At 75.9% G+C, this 18089-nt stretch carries 14 protein-coding genes; 7 read left to right on the top strand and 7 right to left on the bottom strand.

The annotated features are described in order from the left end of the window. Positions 1 to 1123 (bottom strand): AAA family ATPase (locus PATMI_RS28930; RefSeq protein ID WP_169738347.1); only part of this gene is annotated, 1123 nt, incomplete at its 3' end. A gap of 64 nt (positions 1124 to 1187) precedes the next feature. Next, positions 1188 to 3929, bottom strand: coding sequence for a helix-turn-helix transcriptional regulator (locus tag PATMI_RS0109850; RefSeq protein ID WP_026910765.1), 2742 nt, complete (start codon positions 3927 to 3929; stop codon positions 1188 to 1190). A 74-nt stretch (positions 3930 to 4003) separates the two neighbouring features. Between PATMI_RS0109850 and PATMI_RS28935 the strand changes: the two genes are divergently transcribed. After that, entirely contained in the window at positions 4004 to 5476 is a 1473-nt protein-coding gene (locus tag PATMI_RS28935; RefSeq protein ID WP_084269833.1) for an MFS transporter, read from the top strand. Here the strand turns inward: PATMI_RS28935 and PATMI_RS0109860 are convergent. The 3 genes from PATMI_RS0109860 to PATMI_RS0109870 all read right to left on the bottom strand — a co-directional run bounded on the left by PATMI_RS0109860 (position 5440) and on the right by PATMI_RS0109870 (position 7562). Further along, on the bottom strand, positions 5440 to 6216 hold the full coding sequence (locus tag PATMI_RS0109860; protein ID WP_157260703.1) for a hypothetical protein: 777 nt from the start codon (positions 6214 to 6216) through the stop codon (positions 5440 to 5442). The genes PATMI_RS28935 and PATMI_RS0109860 overlap by 37 nt on opposite strands. Positions 6217 to 6292: 76 nt before the next feature. After that, positions 6293 to 6712, bottom strand: a complete 420-nt coding sequence (locus PATMI_RS34305; RefSeq protein WP_051471291.1) for a Rieske (2Fe-2S) protein — start codon at positions 6710 to 6712, stop codon at positions 6293 to 6295. Between the two features lie 154 nt (positions 6713 to 6866). After that, on the bottom strand, positions 6867 to 7562 hold the full coding sequence (locus tag PATMI_RS0109870; RefSeq protein WP_026910767.1) for a hypothetical protein: 696 nt from the start codon (positions 7560 to 7562) through the stop codon (positions 6867 to 6869). Between the two features lie 253 nt (positions 7563 to 7815). Here PATMI_RS0109870 and PATMI_RS0109875 point away from each other — a divergent pair, with 253 nt between their 5' ends. The 6 genes from PATMI_RS0109875 (at position 7816) to PATMI_RS0109900 (ending at position 14920) form a co-directional block, all read left to right on the top strand. Further along, positions 7816 to 8097 (top strand): GYD domain-containing protein, encoded by a 282-nt coding sequence (locus PATMI_RS0109875; protein WP_026910768.1) that lies wholly within the window; start codon positions 7816 to 7818, stop codon positions 8095 to 8097. A 142-nt stretch (positions 8098 to 8239) separates the two neighbouring features. Next, a complete protein-coding gene (locus PATMI_RS0109880) occupies positions 8240 to 9721 on the top strand; it encodes a hypothetical protein (protein ID WP_026910769.1) in 1482 nt (493 codons plus the stop codon). A 96-nt stretch (positions 9722 to 9817) separates the two neighbouring features. Next, on the top strand, positions 9818 to 11113 hold the full coding sequence (purD, locus tag PATMI_RS0109885; protein ID WP_026910770.1) for a phosphoribosylamine--glycine ligase: 1296 nt from the start codon (positions 9818 to 9820) through the stop codon (positions 11111 to 11113). A gap of 192 nt (positions 11114 to 11305) precedes the next feature. Continuing rightward, positions 11306 to 12748 carry a collagen-like triple helix repeat-containing protein gene (locus PATMI_RS34310; protein WP_051471292.1) on the top strand — a complete coding sequence of 481 codons (1443 nt, stop codon included), beginning with the start codon at positions 11306 to 11308 and terminating at the stop codon, positions 12746 to 12748. A gap of 291 nt (positions 12749 to 13039) precedes the next feature. Beyond that, on the top strand, positions 13040 to 14227 hold the full coding sequence (locus tag PATMI_RS0109895; protein ID WP_026910771.1) for a serine hydrolase domain-containing protein: 1188 nt from the start codon (positions 13040 to 13042) through the stop codon (positions 14225 to 14227). 114 nt (positions 14228 to 14341) lie between these two features. Continuing rightward, the gene (locus PATMI_RS0109900; protein ID WP_026910772.1) at positions 14342 to 14920 is read left to right on the top strand and encodes an NUDIX domain-containing protein; all 579 of its coding nucleotides are present in this window, start codon (positions 14342 to 14344) and stop codon (positions 14918 to 14920) included. Between the two features lie 82 nt (positions 14921 to 15002). Here PATMI_RS0109900 and PATMI_RS0109905 read toward each other — a convergent pair whose 3' ends face one another. Beyond that, positions 15003 to 16097 (bottom strand): DUF6929 family protein, encoded by a 1095-nt coding sequence (locus tag PATMI_RS0109905; RefSeq protein WP_026910773.1) that lies wholly within the window; start codon positions 16095 to 16097, stop codon positions 15003 to 15005. Positions 16098 to 16276: 179 nt separating this feature from the next. Beyond that, the gene (locus PATMI_RS0109910; protein ID WP_026910774.1) at positions 16277 to 17986 is read right to left on the bottom strand and encodes an NAD-dependent malic enzyme; all 1710 of its coding nucleotides are present in this window, start codon (positions 17984 to 17986) and stop codon (positions 16277 to 16279) included. Between the last annotated feature and the right edge of the window lie 103 nt (positions 17987 to 18089).

The raw sequence follows: 18089 nt of genomic DNA on the forward strand, positions 1-18089 counted from the left end.
GTCCGGCCTCGTCGAGCGCCGCCGCCGCGTCCGCGTCCCGGTCGGCGCCCCCGGCCGCGGCCGCCAGGTGCCACGCGCGGAGCCGGTGGTCGTCGGTCGTCGCGGCGAGCACCGCGTGGGTCCGGGCGCGGTCGGCGTCGGGGGACGCGTGGTACGCGGCGGCGCGGACGAGCGCGTGGCGGAAGCGGATGACGTCGCCGTCGAGCCGCAGGATGCCGCTGCGCTCCGCCGGTCCCAGCGCGGACTCCGCGATCCCGAGCGCGGCCAGGGCCCGGAGCAGCCACGCGACCGGGTCGTGGTCCATCGCCGCCGCGACGCCCAGCGCGCGGCGGCTGTCGTCGGGCAGGCCGGCGATCTCCTGCGCGAAGGCGCGCTCGAGGGCGGGCCCGGATCGCGGGGGCCCGTCGAGCGGGGCACGACCACCGCGCTGCTCGACCGTCAGGAGGCGGGGGAGCTCCAGCAGCGCCAGCGGGTTGCCGCCCGCGGTCCGCAGCAGGTCGCCGGCCAGGGCCGGCGGGAGGTCCGCCGCGTCGCGCGCCATCAGGACGCGGGCGGCGGGCTCGTCGAGCGGGGGGAGCACGTGCTGGTCGAGCCGGGCGGTCTCGGCGTCTCCGCGCGGGGTGCGCGTGGTCGCGAGGAGCGCGATCCGGAGTCCGGCCACGCGCCGGGCGACGAAGAGCAGCGCCTCCCGCGATCCGGCGTCGACCCACTGGAGGTCGTCGACCACGACGACGACCGGCGCCCGGACGGCGGCCTCGCGCAGCAGCCCGAGCAGCGCGGCGGGCACCGCGAAGCGGTCGTGCGGGCTCGGCGGCTCGAGGCCCAGCGCCGAGGCGAGCGCACGCTGCTGCGCGTCGGGCAGCAGGTCGAGCAGCGGCACGACGGGCGCGGTCAGCGTCCGCAGCACCGCGAACGGCAGCGGCGCCTGCGACTCCACGCCGGTCGCCCGCAGGACCGAGCAGCCCCGGGCGCGCTCGGCGGCGACGTCGGCGAGCGCGGTCTTGCCGACCCCTGGGTCGCCGCGGAGGATCAGCGCCGACCCGCGGGCCGCGCGGACGGCCGCGAGCCGCTCGTCGATGACGCCGAGCTCGCGGTCCCGGCCGATGAGGGGCTGCGCCGCCACCGGCCCAGTCTGCGGTCCCGGACCGGTGGAGCGCAAGCGGGTCGAGGGAGTCCCCCGGTCCCGATCAGGCGGCGCGGTCCTCGGCGAAGAACGTCGCCAGCTGCGTCCGCGAGCGCAGCCCGAGCTTGCGGTAGATCGCGCTCAGGTGGTGCTCGACGGTCTTCGGGCTGAGGAACAGCGCGGAGCCGACCTCGCGGTTCGTCCGCCCGTCGGCCACGAGCATCGCGATCTGCAGCTCGCGGGCGCTGAGCTCGTCCACCGCCGGGGCGTCGGCGGCCGGGACCGCGGCGGCGCCGCCGGCGCGCAGCTCGTCGCGCGCCCGCTCGGCCCACGGCGTCGCCCCGAGCCGCTCGAACGACGCGAGCGCCCGTTCCACGGGCACGCGGGCGTCGCCGCGCCGGCGGGCCCGCCGGAGCCGCTCGCCGATCACGAGCAGCGTGCGCGCGTGCTCGAACGGCAGGTCGACCCGGGCGTGGTGCCCGAGCGCGACCGACGCCGTGGCGTCGACCTCGTCGTCCGGGGCGAGCAGGACCCGGCCGCGGGCGACGACGGCACGGGCCCACGCGGTGTCCGACCGCTCCGCGGCGTCCGCCAGGACCGCGGTCGCGGCCCGCGCGTCGTCGGTCCGGCCGACGCGCACGAGCGCCTCGACGTGGTCGGCCGCGAACATCGTCAGCGTCGGCTGCGGCAGGTCGCGCGCGAGCACCGCCGCCCGGTCGAGGGCCACCACCGCCTCGGCGGGCAGCCCGGCGGACAGCTCGCAGAACCCGAGCGCCGAGGTCGCCCACAGCGCGATCGCGTCGGCGCCCGCGGCGTCGGCCATCGCCAGGGCCTCCTTCCCGGAGCGGCGGGCCTCGTCGAAGCGCCCGCGTCCGGCCTCGGCCCGCGCGAGCGCCGGGAGGGCCGCGGCGAGCACCCCGTGCTGGCCGGTCTCCCGCGACAGGGAGACCGCCTCGGCGGCGTCGGCGAGCGCCGCCCGCCAGCGACCGCGCCGCCAGCCGACGTGGGACCGCACCGCCAGCGGATAGCCGAGCCGCCCGGCCGCGCCGGCCCGCCGGGCCCGCGTCACGAGGCGATCGATCGTCTGCTCGGCCCGGTCGAACCGCTCGACCCACGCCGAGCAGAGCGCGCCCATGGCGACGACCTCGGCGAGCTCCAGCGGGTGGTCGCCGGAGCGCAGGAGCGGCTCTGCCGCGCCCAGCAGCTCGCGGGCCTCGGCGCCGTGGCCGAGCGCCGCGTGGCCCTCGCCGCAGATCAGGGTCGCGAGCATCGCCAGGTCGTCGGCCACGCCCGTGGCGTGGTCGCGCGCACGCCGGCCGGTGTCGATCAGCGCGTCCATGTCGCCGGTGTACATGTGCGCGAGGGCGGCCTGGACCAGGGCCCCGGCCGCCGCGGCGCGGTCCCCGGTCCCGAGCTCCGCCGCGGCGCACGCCTCCAGCAGCCGGACGCCCTCGGCGGGGCGCCCGCCCCGGACGTCGAGCTCGGCCTCCACGCGGTCCGCCGCACGCCGGACGCCGGGGTCGTCGGCGGTCGCCGCGGCGATCAGGTCGCGCGCCTCCGCGTCGTGGCCGGCGAGGGCGTGCGCGGACGCCGCGAGGAGCCGGCGGCGTGCGCGCTCGGCGGACGCGGGGGAGAGCTCGGCGGCCCGCTCGGCGGCGTGCGCGGCATCGCCGGACGCCCCGCGCCCCGTGGCGTCCCGGGCGACGGCCTCGAGCGCGGCGGCGGCCGCCTCGTCGGTGCCGGTGACGGCGGACGACAGGTGCCACGCCCGCCGGGCCGGGTGCGGCGTCGCCGCGGCGAGGGCGGCGTGCGCGGCGCGACGCTCGACGGTCGGCTCGCCGTGGTACGCGGCCGAGGCCAGCAGCGGGTGCCGGAAGACGGGCTCCGCGTCGGCCCCGTCGACCACGAGGCCCGCGGACCGGGCGGGGTCGAGCGCGCCGGCGGACAGGTCCAGGCCGGCCAGCGCCGCGGGCAGCTCGGCGCCGGAGGCCGGACCCCGGGCGGCGAGGAGGCAGAGCGCGCGCCGCGTCGGCTCGGGCAGCGCGGCGAGCTGGCGGGCGAAGATCGCGCGGACGCCCTCCCGCGCGGCCAGCGGGGTCCGCAGCGGCACGCGCCCGTCGCGCTGCTCCCGGGCCAGGCCGCGCGGCAGCTCCCGCAACGCCAGCGGGTTGCCGGCCGCGGCTTCGAGCACCGAGGTCAGGACGGCGGGCGCGAGCGTCCCGGCGACCGCCCGCGCCGCCGCGTCGTCGAGGCCGCCCAGCATCAGCCGCTCCAGCCCGGGCCGGTCGAAGCGGCGGTCGGCGGGCAGGCCGTCCCGGGTGGCGATCAGCACGCCGACCCCCTCCGCCTCGAGGCGCGGGCAGACGAACAGCAGCGCCTCGCGGGACGCCTCGTCGAGCCACTGCGCGTCGTCGACGACGAGGAGCGTCGGCCCCTCGTCGGCCACGGCGCCGAGCAGCGCCAGGAACGCCGCCGACACCGCGACGGTCTCGCCCGGCGATGTCGCCGATCCGAGCGCGAACGCCGCCCCGAGGGCCGCGGCGTCGGCGGGCGCCAGGCGGTCGCGGAGCTCCAGCACCGGCGCGGCGAGGTCGAGCAGCGCGGCGTGGGGGATGTGGGTCTCGGCCTCGTGCCCGATCGTCCGCAGCACCCGGACCCCGTCGGCCTCTGCGACGGCGGCGTCGAGCAGCGCCGACTTGCCGATCCCGGCGGGGCCCTCGAGCAGCAGGGCGAAGCTCCGCCCGTCCGCGAGGCCGGCGGTCCGCTCGCGCAGCAGCTCGCGTTCGGTGACCCTCCCGTGCAGCACGGCACGGAGGCTAGTGCCCGGGCGCGAGGGACCTCCCCGATGTGGGCCGAACGGCGGTCGCGCACCCTCGGGGCATGTCGACTCCCACCTCCGCCTCGCGCGGTCCGGCCCGTGCCGCGCCGGGGCCCCGAACCCATCCGCGCGCGACGATCGCCGTCGCCTGCGTCGCCGTCACGATGCTGATGCTCGACATCAGCGTCATCAACACGGCGCTCAGCGACATCGCCGCCGGCCTGCGCACCGACCTGACCGGGCTGCAGTGGGTGATCGACGCGTACACGCTCCCCCTCGCCGCGACCGTCCTGACCGCCGGCGCCCTGGCCGACCGGCTCGGGCGGCGCCGGGTCTTCCTCGTCGGGCTCGTCCTCTTCGCCGTCGCGTCCGCCGCGTGCGCGACGGCGGGCAGCATCGGGGCGTTGGTCGCCGCCCGCGCCGTGCAGGGTCTCGGCGCGGCGATCCTCTTCGCGACCGCGCTCGCGCTGATCGCCCAGGCCGCGCCGTCGGCCGAGCAGCGCGCGAAGGCCCTCGCCGTCTTCGGCGCCGCGATCGGCGGGGCGTTCGCGATCGGCCCGTTCGTCGGCGGCGGGCTGACGGAGCTGCTCGGCTGGCGGGCGATCTTCTGGATCAACGTGCCGATCGGCCTCGTCGGCCTGGTCGTCGCACTGCGCCGCGTCGGCGAGAGCCGGGACGAGCACGCCCGCGCCGTCGACTGGCCCGGCCAGGTCGCGCTCGTCGGCGGTCTGTTCCTCCTCGTCCTCGGGCTGCTGCGCGGCAACGAGGACGGCTGGACCAGCGGCGGGATCCTCGCGACGATGGCCGGCGCCGTCCTGCTGCTCGTCCTGTTCGCCGCGATCCAGGCGCGGTCGTCCCGGCCGATGCTCCCGCTCGGTCTGTTCCGCGACCGCGCGTTCGTGGGCGCCCAGGTCGCCGTCGCGGGGATCTCCTGCTCGTTCTTCGCGCTGTTCCTCTACCTGACGCTCTACCTCCAGAGCGTCCTCGGCCTCTCGCCGCTGCAGACCGGTCTCGTCTATCTGCCGGGCACGCTGGCGATGTTCGTCGTCTCGGGCCTCACCGCGAACGCGGGGCCCCGGTTCCCGCCGGCGCGCCTCGCCACGATCGGCCTGGCGCTGGTCGCCGTCGGCCTCGCGGCGCTGCTGGTCGCGGACGAGGACTCGTCGTGGACCGCGGTCATGCCCGGGGTCGTGCTCACCTGCGTCGGGACCGGACTCTTCAACCCGGCGTCGGGAGCGCTCGCGCTGAACGCGCTCCCCGAGCACCAGAGCGGCCTGGCGTCGGGAGCCAACGACCTCTTCCGGCAGGCCGGGATCGCGATCGGCATCGCCGCGCTCGGCACGCTGGTGCCGGCGGCCGACGCGCTCGGTGGCGAGCCGGAGCGCTACGTCGACGGCTTCCACGACGCGGTCGTGGTCGCCAGCGCACTCGCCGCGCTCGCGGCGGTCGCGACCTGGGCGCTCCTGCGGCGCCGCCGGAGCGACTCGCCGGAGGGCGCTCAGTCGATGCGGGTGACGACGACGACCGCCTCGTAGGTCGTGCAGGAGCGCCACGTGCCGCGGGTGCTCCGGCACCCGGCGCCCCGGGAGACCTTGCGCGCGAAGCGGGCCTGCGCCCCGGGCGCCAGACGCCCGATCCTGCGGGCCGCGCCCCGGAACCGGGTCCGCTCGAGCGTCGGCTGGGGCGACCCGAGCGGCACCCCGTCGGGCGTGCCCGCCGAGCAGTTGCGGAGGACGACCTCGCTTGGAGCCACGCCGGCGACGACCAGCGCGCCCCGCACGAGCGTCGCCGTGAGGACCCCGCGGCCGGCCGCGGGCGCGCACGCCTTCCGCCCCACGACGTCGGGGATCGCGGGGCCGCACGGCCCGAACTCGCTCAGCGGCCCGCACGGGGTGCAGTCCGGGGTCGCCCCGACGGCGTGGATCCGGTAGTCGATCTTCCGGCTGACGTCCATCCGCGCCCCGCCGTTCCCGGTCGTGCCGCCGATCGCACCGACGCGGGCGATCCGCTGGTACGTGAACCCGGTCCGTGTGGACACGCGGGCACGGACGGTGCCGTCCGCCGCGACCCAGGCGGAGCACGGCTTCGGGTGGCCGGCGCCGCGGGAGGTCAACAGCTCGGTCGCGACCATCGCGCCGGTCGCGCTGTAGGACGCGCCCCTGGCGGTCGCGACGCAGGGTCCCGCGACGGCGAGGGCCGCGGCCGCGGGCACGGGGACGCGGATCGTGGAGGGAGCGCGCGGGAACCGGCGCGGGGCGGTGGTGGCGGAGGTCATGCCCGCCACGATCGAGGGGTGCGCGCCGCGGGACATCGGGGGACTCCCCCGGCCGCCGGCGCGGCCTCGTCGACGCTCAGGCGTCGAGGTCGGCGGCGAGCCGCACGTACAGCAGGCCGTCGCGCACCAGCGCGTCGTGCATGCGGACCGGCGGGCCACCGTCGGCGTCGGCGCCGCTCCAGGAGTCGATGCTCCAGCGGTGGTCCGGGCACGTCAGGTGACCGTCGACGACCTCGCCCTCGAACGGGTCGAGGTGGTCGTGGTAGCAGCCGCGGTCGGCCGCGACGAAGCGGTCGCCGATGTTGAAGATCGCGAGCTCGCGGCCCGACACGAACGCGTGGCGCCCGCCGCGGACGGGCACGTCCGCGGCGACGCCGACGAGGCGGAAGCCGTCGAGCAACAGCGACGCACCGGCACCGGGGGCCATGCCGTGCTCGGCGGGGACGGGCACGCTCCGCGGGGCGTCGGGGAGCGAGGCGAAGGACTTCTCGATCACTGCACACCAGGGTACGCGGCGAGGCGGGTGGAGCGGTTGGACCGGTGGCGCAACGCGCGTCGGCGACCTTGTCCCGCGGGGGTCGACCGCACGGGGCGCCCGCGCGTCGGGACGGGCCGCGGTGCGGAGCCGCGCACGACCATCCTGTCCGCGCTCAGTTCACCGCGCCGGAGAACGCGATCCGCATGCGGTCGCCGCTGGCCTTCCCGGTCACCGAGGTCACCGAGATCGACGGGTCCTGGAAGACGGTCACCGCGACCGGGATCGGCAGGCCCTCGGCCGCGACCTGCACCGCGCCGTCGGTCGCCGCCACCGCCGCGTTGACCGTCTGGCGGCCGAGCAGCGGGAGGTCCACCGTCACCGCGAAGCGCGGGGCGCCGTCCGGCCCGGGGGCGATCGCCTTCAGCGTGCTGCCCTCCACCGGCACCAGCGACGTCAGCGACTTGATGGAGAGCGACGCGGTGGCCCGGACCTGCTCGTCCTTGACGATCACGTGGAGGTCGCGGAGCGTCAGGCCCTGCACCTGGACCTGCCCCACGCGCGCGTCGACCTCGTCGACCTTCTTCGCGTCCTTCAGCAGCTCGCCCAGCGGCGCGTCCTGCGTGCCCGTCGCGATCGTCGGCGTGTCGACGTCGACGCGGTCGGCCTTCCCGGTGAGGAGCTTCGTCCACGACCCCGTCACCGAGACCTTCGCGCTGTCGTCGCCGATCCGGTCGCGGACCCGGTCCTTCGCCGCGCTCCGGGCGATCCCCGGGAGCACGAGCAGCGCGACGATCAGGAGGACCACGAGCCCCGCGACGACGCCGCCCACGATCTTCTGCGTCCTGGGCGTCACGAGACTCCGCTCCACATGCGGGCCATCGTACGCACCGCAGGTAAGAGCGTGCCTAACGCACACACGACCGGCGCGCGGCGATCCGCGACGGCGCGGGGGGCTCGCCGCGGACGCGCGCCGGGGCGGCCGGGACCGGGGGTCCCCGGGCCGTCGCGGGGATCGGTGAACACGTCCGTCCGGGCCGCGCCCACGACGGTGACGCGATCGGGTAGAACGACGGCAGACCGGTCGTCGTCCGACGACCGACATCCGACCCCGGAGCGCAACCGTGCCGACCTACGTCCTGCTCACCCGACTGTCCCCCGACGGCGTGCAGACGATCAAGAACAACCCGCACCGCATCCGCGAGGTCAACAAGGAGGTCGAGGCGCTCGGCGGCACCGTGACCGCGCAGTGGGCCGTGCTCGGGCAGTACGACTTCGTCAACGTCGTCGAGGCGCCGGACGAGCAGACCATCGCCCGGGTCTCCCTCGAGCTGTCCTCGCGCGGCACCGGCAGCTTCGAGACGCTGACGGCGATCCCCGTCGACGACTTCATCGCTGGCATTTGATCCGCCCCTCGCGGCCCCCGTCCCCGGGCGGTCGTGAGGGTTCGGTGAGAGGGAGCTCCCACCGGGGTGGCCGCGCCCGGATCTGCGTTACCGTCGAGCGTCCGCCGGACACCCGTCCGCGGAGCATCGACACCAGATCCACGTGCCTCTCTCGCCCTTCACCCGCCCTCGACGGACCGCCGCCGCCCTCTCGGCCGCGACGGCCCTCGGTCTCGCCCTTCCCGCGGTCGCCGCCGCGGACTGGTCCTCGGGCGTGGAGCTCGACACCGGCGTCGGGGTCACCGGCCTGACCGTCGACCAGGCGGGGGCCCGCATCGTCGGGGCCCGCGGGTCCGACAGCAAGAAGCGCGTCAACACGCACCTGATGGGCGTCGACGCCGACGGCAGCGCCGGCGCGCTGCGGACCGCGGCCGGCATCGTCCAGGATCCCGTCAACTACGACGGCGACGGCGTCCTCTGGGCCCGGCAGACGTCGATCGGCACCGTCAGGCGGACGGTGCCCAACGGCAAGGGCGGGTCCAAGAGCCTGACCCTCACGAACTACCGCCTCGGCGTCTCCGCCGGGAAGACCGCGTCGGTCACGATGGGTACCGCCCGCCCGTTCGGCACGGCCGTCCTCGACGAGCCCGCGAAGATCGCCGGCAACCCGAAGGGCAGCGTCGTGATGGCGTGGAGCGACGTCGGCGACGACGGCGTCGTCCGCGTCTACGCGTCCTGGCGCAAGGGCGAGGGCAAGGCCACCAAGGTCACGCTCAGCAAGCCGCGCAAGATCAGTACGTCGAAGTCCAGCCGCCTCCTCGCCGTCGCCGCGGGCGCCGGCGGGCGCGCCGTCCTCGTCTACCAGACCGGTGCGAGCGACTCGACGCGCCGGCTCTACGCCCGCTCGCTCTCGATGGGCCGGAACGAGCTCGGCAAGCCGCAGACGCTGCGCCGTGGCGGACCCGGGTTCCCCAACGCGACCGCGTCCATCGGCGGCAAGGGCCGCGCCGTCGTGGCGTGGGGCGAGCAGGACTCCGCGACCGAACGGACGAAGCCGTACGTCGTCCGCGCGACGACCCGCGACACCGACAAGAGCCGGTTCTCCGTCCCGAAGCCGATCGACAAGGGCGGGACCACCGTCCGCGCACCGGGCGGCGCGCTCGTCTCCACGATCGACGGCGCCGGCCGGCCGACGGTCGCGTGGAGCCAGCAGGTCGGCAGCGTCGCCGACGGCACCGCCCACGACATCCCGCGCGTGGCCGAGGGCGACGCCACCGGCGCGCTCGGCACCCCGCGCGACATCGCCGCCGCCGGCCGCGTGCACGGCATCGCGTCGTCGGACAAGACGGGCACCACCGGCCTCGTCCTCGTCCGGGAGCAGGAGCGCCCGATCGGCGGCTCCAACGGCGACCGCGGCGTCGCGGTCCAGGCCGCCTTCCGGCCCGCCGGTGGGACCCTCGCGGCCCCCGAGAACATCGACCAGTTCACCGACGAGCAGCTGCTCGACCGCAGCAACGCGTTCGGCTCCGCCGCCATCGGTGCGCTCCCCGACGGCACGTTCACCGTCGCGTGGACCAGGGCCGAGATCGTCAAGGGCAAGCTCCGCGCGTCGGCGCTCTTCAGCGACCGCACCGCGGCCCCGTAGCACCCGGCCGGGCGGCACGGCGGTGGCGCGCCGACGCTCCGTCCGGGCCGCGTCACCGCCCGGCGGTGCGCCCCGCGCGCCGGTAGCGTGCCGGGCATGCCGAAGGTTCTCGTCGTCGGTGCGGGAGGTCGCGAGCACGCGATCGTCCGCGCGCTCCTCCGCACCGCCGCCGAGGCCCCGGAGGTCCACGCGGCACCCGGCAACCCCGGGATCGCCGCCGACGCGCAGGTCCACGACGTCGCCGCCGACGACGTCCCGGGGCTCGTCGCGCTGGCGCAGGGGCTGGCGGTCGACCTCGTCGTCGTCGGTCCTGAGGTGCCGCTCGTCGCCGGCCTCGTCGACGCGCTGCGCGATGCCCGGATCCCGGCCTTCGGGCCGACCGCCGCCGCCGCGCGCCTGGAGGGCTCCAAGGCGTTCGCCAAGGAGATCATGATCGCCGCCGGCGTCCCGACCGCCGGGTACGAGACCGTCACGACCGTCGACGCCGGGATGGCCGCGGTCACGGGGTACCCCGTCGTCCTGAAGTACGACGGCCTCGCCGCCGGGAAGGGCGTCGTCATCGCCGAGGACGAGGAGACGGCCCGCGCGACCCTCGTCGACATGCTCGAGGACCACCAGTTCGGCGACGCGGCAGTCGTCGTCGAGGAGTTCCTCGGCGGCGAGGAGGTCTCGCTGCTCGCGATCTGCGACGGCGTCCGCGCGATCCCGCTCGCCCCCGCCCAGGACTACAAGCGGATCTTCGAGGGCGACCTCGGCCCGAACACCGGCGGGATGGGCAGCTACTCGCCGGTCGTCGGCGTCGACGCGGCCCGCGCCCGGGAGATCTCCGCGGCGGTGCACCAGCCCGTCGTCGACGAGCTCGCGCGCCGCGGCACCCCGTTCACCGGGGTCCTCTACGCCGGCCTGATGGTCGACGACGAGGCGGGCACCGTGAAGGTCCTCGAGTACAACACCCGCTTCGGCGACCCCGAGACCCAGGCCGTCCTGCCGCGGCTGCAGAGCGACCTGCTCGCGCTCTCCGCCGCCGCCGCCGGCGGTCCGGAGGCGACCCCCGGCGGACTGGAGGGCGTCGAGCTGCGGTGGGACCCGCGCTGGGCGGTCACGCTGGTCCTGGCGTCGCGCGGCTACCCGTCGTCGCCCCGCACCGGCGACGTCATCAAGGGGCTCGGCAGCACGCCCGGCTCCGTCGAGGTCACGCACGCCGGCACGGCGATCGACGAGCAGGGCCGCACCGTCACCGCCGGTGGCCGGGTCCTGAACGTCACCGCGCTCGGGGAGTCGCCGTCGAGCGCCCGGCAGGCGGCCTACGCGACCGCGCAGGGCGTGCTCTTCGACGGCCGGCAGCTCCGGCGCGACATCGCGGAGCGGGCCGTGGAGCGCTTCGAGGGCTGAGCCCGCCGGCACGGGCGGCGGGGCCGGCCCGCCCCGGCGAGGCCGCCCCGGCGGGCCGGCACACCGGCGGACGGCGGGGTCGCGATGGACCGGTGCCTGCACCGAACGTGACGCGTTGCCGCTCACGGTATGCGGTGAACGGTGTACAACGTCGGGGTTCCCACCCCCCCCGAACCGAATCGAGGTCGAGCCATGCGGCTCAAGCGCCTGTGCACCTTCCCGAACGTCGTCGCCTGCGTGGTCCTGTTCTTCGTCCTCGGCGGTGACGCCGCCGCGAAGGAGGCGTCGAAGCTGATCACGGGGAAGCAGGTCAAGGACCGATCACTGACGGCCAAGGACGTCAAGAACGCCACGCTGACCGGCAAGCAGATCAAGAGCCGGTCGGTCCAGACCTCCGACATCGCGAAGAACGCGATCACGGGCGCCGAGGTCAAGGACGGGTCGCTCGGCCCGGCGGACTTCTCCGGCTCGGTCGCCGGCCCGGCGGGGGCGAAGGGCGAGCCCGGGGCGAAGGGCGAGAAGGGCGACACCGGGGCGAAGGGCGACAAGGGCGACACCGGGGCGCCCGGACCGACGGGGCAGATCCAGGGCGCGACCGCGGGCGGCGACCTGACCGGCACCTTCCCGAACCCGGCCATCGGCAACGGGGCCGTGACGGGCGCGAAGATCGCCACGTCGACGGTCACCGGGGCGAACCTGAAGCTGCCGTTCGCGGTGGCGAGCGCCGAGCAGCTGTCCCCGCTGTCGGTCACGAGCTCCGCGAACAGCGACGACCCGGTGGTGTCCTCCGTCTCCACCAGCACCCAGGCGATCAAGCCGGCGCTGTACGGCGAGGTCAACAGCATCTTCGCCAACTTCGGGACCGCGGGCGTGTACGGCAAGAGCGCCGGCACCGGTGGCTACGCCGGTCTGTTCTACTCGAGCAACGCCGCCGGCAACGGCCCCGCGCTCCTGGCGCTCACCGAGGGCAACGGCAACGGCATCACCACGAACGCCGGCAGCAGCGGCGACGGCATCGAGTCCTCGGTCGACGGCAACGGCAACGCGGTCTTCGGATTCACGCCGAACTTCGGGACGGGCCGTGCCGCGCGCTTCGCGAACTTCAACACGAGCAACACGAACGCGCCCCTCCGCGTCGACCAGGCGAGCACGGGGAGCATCGCCGAGTTCCGCGCGAGCAACGCGAACGTGGCCCGGATCAACGCGGCCGGCAGGGGCTTCTTCAACGGCGGCACCCAGACCGGTGGCGCCGACCTGGCCGAGGTCGTGCCGACCTGCGGCCCGCGTCCCGTCCCCGGCCAGGTCGTCGAGATCGACCCGCGGACGCCCGACTGCTTCCGCCTCGCCCGCACCGCCGGCAGCACCCTCGTCGCGGGCGTCGTCTCGACGGAGCCGGGCGTGACGCTCGGCGCCGACGAGGACGACGCCCTCGGGCCGCAGCTGGCGCTCGCCGGACGCGTGCCGGTCGGCGTCACGGGCCGGGTGCGCATCGGCGACCTCCTCGTCGCCTCGTCGACGCCGGGGCGGGCGCAGCGCGGCGGTGCCGACCCCGCGGCCGGATCGGTCATCGGCAAGGCCCTGGGCACGAGCGACGGGGCGAGCGGGCGCGTGACGATGCTCGTGCAGCCCCGCTGACGGGCCGGCGGACGCCGCCCGGCCGTGGCGCACGAGGGCCCGGGCCGGACGCGGCGGTCCGGGCGTCGGGGTCCGCCGGCTCGTCGTGGGCCGGCGGTCGTCCGGCTGCGGCGCGGCCGTGGGGCGCCCGGATGGTGCCCGGACCACATCGCGGCGCACCAGGACGGTTCGAGAAGACCGTTCCCGCACGGCACGCGCGGCGTAGCGTGCTCGTGCGGGACACCCCGCCGCCGTCCCCGGCCGGGGCACCGCGGCCACCCGCCGCCCTCCGACCCCAGCCCAGGAGCTCCCGTGCCGCTCGATCCCACCACCCTCGACGGCGTCCTGCAGCGGGCCGTGGCCGAAGGGCGGATCCCCGGCGTCGCCGCCGTCGTCACCGATCGCGACGGGACCCTCTACGAGGGCGTGGCCGGCGTGCTGCAGGAGGGTGGGGCACCGGTCGACGCGCGGACGATCTTCCGGTACGCGTCGTGCACGAAGGCCCTGGCGAGCGTCGCGGCGCTCCAGCTCCTCGAGCAGGGGCGCTTCGGGCTCGAGGACGACGTCGCGACCCACCTCCCCGAGTTCGGTGAGCTCCAGGTCCTCGACCACTTCGACGGCGACACGCCGGTCCTCCGCGCGCCGTCGCGGCCGCCCGTCGTGCGGGAGCTGATGACGCACAGCACCGGGGTCACCTACTTCTTCACGAACGCGAAGATCGCCCGCTTCCACGAGGTCACCGGCATCCCGCACGTCCTCACCGGCGACAAGGCGGCGCTCACGAAGGTTCCGCTCGCCGCGGACCCCGGGACCGTCTGGGACTACGGCACGAACACCGACTGGCTCGGACTGCTGGTGGAGCACCTGAGCGGCCAGACCCTCGACGCGTACCTCGCGGAGCACGTGCTCGGGCCGCTCGGGATGGACGACGTGACGTTCTCCCCGACCGACGAGCAGCGCGCGCGGACGATGCCCGTCCACATGCGGACCCCCGAAGGCGGGCTGGTGGCGACCGAGCTCGACCTGGTGCCGTCGCCGGACTGGTGGCCCGGTGGGCACGGTCTCTTCGGCACCGCGTCCGCGTACGGCCGGCTGATCCGGGCGCTCCTGCGCGGCGGGGAGCTCGACGGCGTCCGCATCCTCCGCGAGGAGACCGTCGAGCTGGCGTTCTCCGACCACCTCGCCGGCGTCCCGATGCCCGCGGACGGCATCACGAGCGCCGCGCCCGAGTTCAGCAACGACGTCCCGGCGCTGCCCTTCGCGCAGACGTGGGGCCTCGGCTTCCACCTGACGCTCGAGGACGTCCCCGGCATGCGCCGCGCGGGCACCGGCGACTGGGCCGGCCTGTTCAACCTCTACTACTGGATCGACCGCGGCACCGGCGTCGGCGGCATGCTCCTGACGCAGGTCCTCCCGTTCTTCGACGCGGGGGTGGTCCAGACGTTCGTGGAGCTCGAGGCGACAGTCTACGCGCGGGTCGGCGCGGTCGAGACGGCCTGATCGGCAGGGCGGCCCGCTCGAACGGCGGGCGCGGGCGGACGCCGGCGACGACCGCGCGCCGCCGGCGGTCCGACGTCACGCGCGGGCGGGCCCGCACCCGCCAGACTTCCCCGGGTGACCACGCCCGATGACCGCCCGCGCGCCCGCACCGTCTCGAGCCGCGAGGCCTACCGGAACCCGTGGATGGTGCTGCGCGAGGACGTCATCGAACGGCCCCACCCCGACGGGGTCCCGCGCCCCGGGCTCTACGCGGTCGTGATGAAGCCCCATTCCGCCGTCGTCGTGCCGTTCGACGGCGACGTCGTCCACCTCGTCGGCCAGCACCGGTACCCGATCGACCGCTGGTCGTGGGAGTTCCCCCAGGGGGCGCACCACGGGGAGGACGACGACCAGGACCACGAGGCGGTGGCCCGGGGCGAGCTGGAGGAGGAGACGGGGTTCGTCGCCGGGACCATGCGCCGGCTCGGCGACCTCGCCTTCGCGCCGGGGATGTCGGACCAGCTCTTCACCGCCTGGCTCGCGACCGACCTGCGGGCCGGCGAGCCGACGCCGGACGCCGAGGAGGAGGGCATGCTCCGCCACCGCACGGTCACCCCCGGCGAGCTCGACGCGATGGTCCGCGGCGGCGAGGTCGTCGACGCCGCGACCGTCGCCACGTGGCACCTGGCGCGCCCGTGGATCGGCGACGACTGAGGCGCGTCGCCGGCGCGTCGCCCGACGGTGCGGGCCGGACGCGCCGAACCCCGCCGCGGGTGCGCCCGGACGACCGCGACCGTCAATCGGGCAGCCGCGCCGCGAACAGCGGCGCCGGGACGTCCGGGTCGTCGGCGTCGGAGACCAGCAGCACGTCGATGCTGCCGAGCGACGGGTTGTAGGTCGCGTCGACGCCCTCGAGCTTGATCGTCCGGTCCTCGAGGGGGATCAGGGAGAGCAGCTCGCCGGCCGCGGAGATCACCCCGACAGCGGAGCCCGCGATCACGTTCTGCACGGGCGAGCCGTCCGGGCCCTCGCCGGCCGCGGTGAACACGAGCCGGCCCTCCGGATCGCCGCTGACCGCGTCGAGGTCGGTGAAGTCGATCTTCACGTCGTGGGTCCCGCCGTCGTGCTCGACGGGGAGGTGCCCGAGGTCGTACTCGTGGAAGCCTTGGAGCTCGAGCTCGCCGACCGAGAGGTCCGTGTAGAGCGACTCCAGGACCTCGCCGAGGTCGAGGAAGATCAGGAGGTTCTTCGCCGGCTCCCCGTCGTCGTCGATCGAGTTGCCGCGCTGGGCGAGCACGAGCGACTGCCCATAGACCGCCATCCCCTCGATGTTCAGCTCGCCGGTGATGGCGTCGCCCTGCTCGAGCGAGTCGTGCAGCGCCTCGAGCGAGACCTTCGCCGGCAGCCCCGCGATGTGGCCGTCCTCGTCGAGCGAGTAGACGACGCAGGTGGAGCGCCGGAAGCCCTCCCAGCTCATGCCGCCGGACCCCGACATCATCAGGAGGCCGTGCGGGAACCGCCGGAGGATCTCGGCGCGCTCGGGGTGCTCGAGCGCCTCGACGTGCTCGCGCAGCACGAGGGTCAGGGCCTCGAAGTCGGCCTTCTTCGACGCACGCTCCTTCGGGTCGACCGGCAGGACTCCGGGAATGATCCGCTCCGCGAACCCGGGCTGCAGCAGGTCGGCGTCCTCGTGCCGGCGCAGCGCCTCCATGACCGGTGCGGGGTCGAGGTCGAACTCGGCGACGCTCGCCTGGTCGTCACCGACGGAGTAGAGCCGGCCGCCCGACCACGCCGTTCCCGACGCGGCCGAGAGGAACGGCGGGTCGTTCGGCTGCGGGTTCACGACGCGGTGCTCGCCCAGGCGGATGACGCGGAGGGCGGGCTCAGGCATGCGACGGCGACGGGGCGGCGGGACAGGGGAACATGGGTCGCCCGTACCCCGTCCACCTCCCGGCGACGAGCGGTTCGGCGCGCGGTGATGCGACCGCGCCGCCCGCCGCGGACGACGGCGGGTCGTCATGGGGGCGACGGCGGGTCGGTCCGCGCTGGCTGTCCCGGGGCGGCGGCGGGTCAGTCCGCGTAGACCGGCTCCCAGCGCGCCCGGGCGATGCGGTCGCGGAGGTCGTCGTCGTCGCGGTGCGGGGCGACGCCGTCCTCCACCGCGGCCTTCGCGACCGCGAGCGCCACGGTGTCCGCGACGTCGCGCAGCGCCGCGATCGGCGGCAGCAGCGTGCCGTGCGGGTCGGTCAGCGCGGGGGACAGCGACCCGAGGGACCGGGCCGCCGCGCGCAGCATCGGGTCGGTCACCCTGGCGGCCTGCGCCGCGACGACGCCCATGCCCACCGCGGGGAAGACGTAGACGTTGTTGGACTGCGCGACCTTCACCGCGCGCCCCTCGTACTCGACGTCCGGGAACGGCGAGCCCGTCGCCATCAGCACGCGGCCCTTCGTCCAGCGCATGAGGTCCCGCGGGTCCGCCTCGGCACGCGCGGTCGGGTTCGACAGCGGCAGGATGATCGGCCGCTCCACGTGGGAGGCCATCTCGCGGACGACCTCCTCGGTGAACGCCCCGCGCGCGGTGGACAGACCGATCAACGCGGTCGGGCGGACCCCGCGGACGACCTCGGCGAGCCCGGCGCCGGGACCGAACGGGCCGATCGCGTGCGGCAGCGCGCCCTGACCGTCGTGGGCGGTGCTCCCGCGCGGCGCGGGGCCCGAGGGCACGGCACCGCCCGCGTCGTCGCGCGCGTAGACCCGCTGGGCGTCGGTCAGGTCGGTGCGGTCCGCCGTCAACAGGCCGTCGATGTCGACGATCCAGAACCGGCGGCGGGCGTCCTCCGGCGTCAGGCCCTCCTCGACCATCGCCGCGCGGATCTCGTCGGCGACGCCGATCGCGGCCGAGCCGGCGCCGAGGATCACCACGCGCTGCTCCTCGAGCGGCTGCCCGGCGACGTTCACGGCCCCGATCAGCGCGCCGAGCGCGACGGCGGCGGTGCCCTGGATGTCGTCGTTGAACGTGCAGATCCGGTCGCGGTACCGGTCGAGCAGCGGTCGGGCGTTCGTCGACGCGAAGTCCTCCCACTGGACGAGCACGCCGGGCAGCTCGTTCTCGACCGCCGTGACGAACTGCTCCACGAAGTCGTCGTACTCCTGGCCCTCGACGCGCTCGTGGCGCCACCCGAGGTACCCGGGGTCGTCGATGCGGTCCTGGTTGTTCGTGCCGACGTCGAGGACGATCGGCAGCGTCCGGCCGGGGTTCAGGCCGCCGATCGCCGTGTAGAGGGCGAGCTTGCCGATCGGGATGCCGAGCCCGCCGGCGCCCTGGTCGCCCAGGCCGAGGATGCGCTCGCCGTCGGTGACGACGATGACGTCGACGTCCTTCTGTCGCCGGTTGCGCAGGAGCTCCGGCAGGCGGTCGCGCATCGGGTAGGACAGCGTCAGGCCGCGCGGGCGCCGGAACAGCCGGTGGAACCGCTGGCAGGCCAGGCCGACCGTGGGCGTGTAGACGATCGGCAGCACCTCCTCCAGGTGGTTCACGAGCAGCCGGTAGAAGAGGACGATGTTCGTGTCCTGCAGCTCGCGCAGGTTCACGTACTTGTCGATGTCGCTCCGGCGGCGGCAGAAGACCTCGTACGACCGCCGGACCTGCTCGTCGAGCGTCTCGATCGCCGGGGGCAGCAGCCCGTCGAGCCCGAGCACGCGCCGCTGCTCGGCGGTGAACGCGGTGCCCCGGTTGCGGAGGGGGTCCTCGAGGATCTGCGGGTACTGCACCGACGCCATGCCCAGAACCTAGTGCGCCCCGGCCACGATCCCGGTCCCGCCCGGTGACGGCCCACCCGGCCGGGGACCCTGTGGTCGTTGTGGTCGCGGGGCGGGCGCCCGG

This window comes from Patulibacter minatonensis DSM 18081 (assembly GCF_000519325.1).
In the GTDB taxonomy this organism is placed as follows: Bacteria; Actinomycetota; Thermoleophilia; order Solirubrobacterales; family Solirubrobacteraceae; genus Patulibacter; species Patulibacter minatonensis.

Coding starts and splice junctions, on each gene's coding strand:
- PATMI_RS28935 (WP_084269833.1), top strand. CDS start 4,004: ATGTCGACTCCCACCTCCGCCTCGCGCGGTCCGGCCCGTGCCGCGCCG.
- PATMI_RS0109860 (WP_157260703.1), bottom strand. CDS start 6,216: ATGACCTCCGCCACCACCGCCCCGCGCCGGTTCCCGCGCGCTCCCTCC.
- purD (WP_026910770.1), top strand. CDS start 9,818: ATGCCGAAGGTTCTCGTCGTCGGTGCGGGAGGTCGCGAGCACGCGATC.
- PATMI_RS34310 (WP_051471292.1), top strand. CDS start 11,306: ATGCGGCTCAAGCGCCTGTGCACCTTCCCGAACGTCGTCGCCTGCGTG.
- PATMI_RS0109905 (WP_026910773.1), bottom strand. CDS start 16,097: ATGCCTGAGCCCGCCCTCCGCGTCATCCGCCTGGGCGAGCACCGCGTC.
- PATMI_RS0109910 (WP_026910774.1), bottom strand. CDS start 17,986: ATGGCGTCGGTGCAGTACCCGCAGATCCTCGAGGACCCCCTCCGCAAC.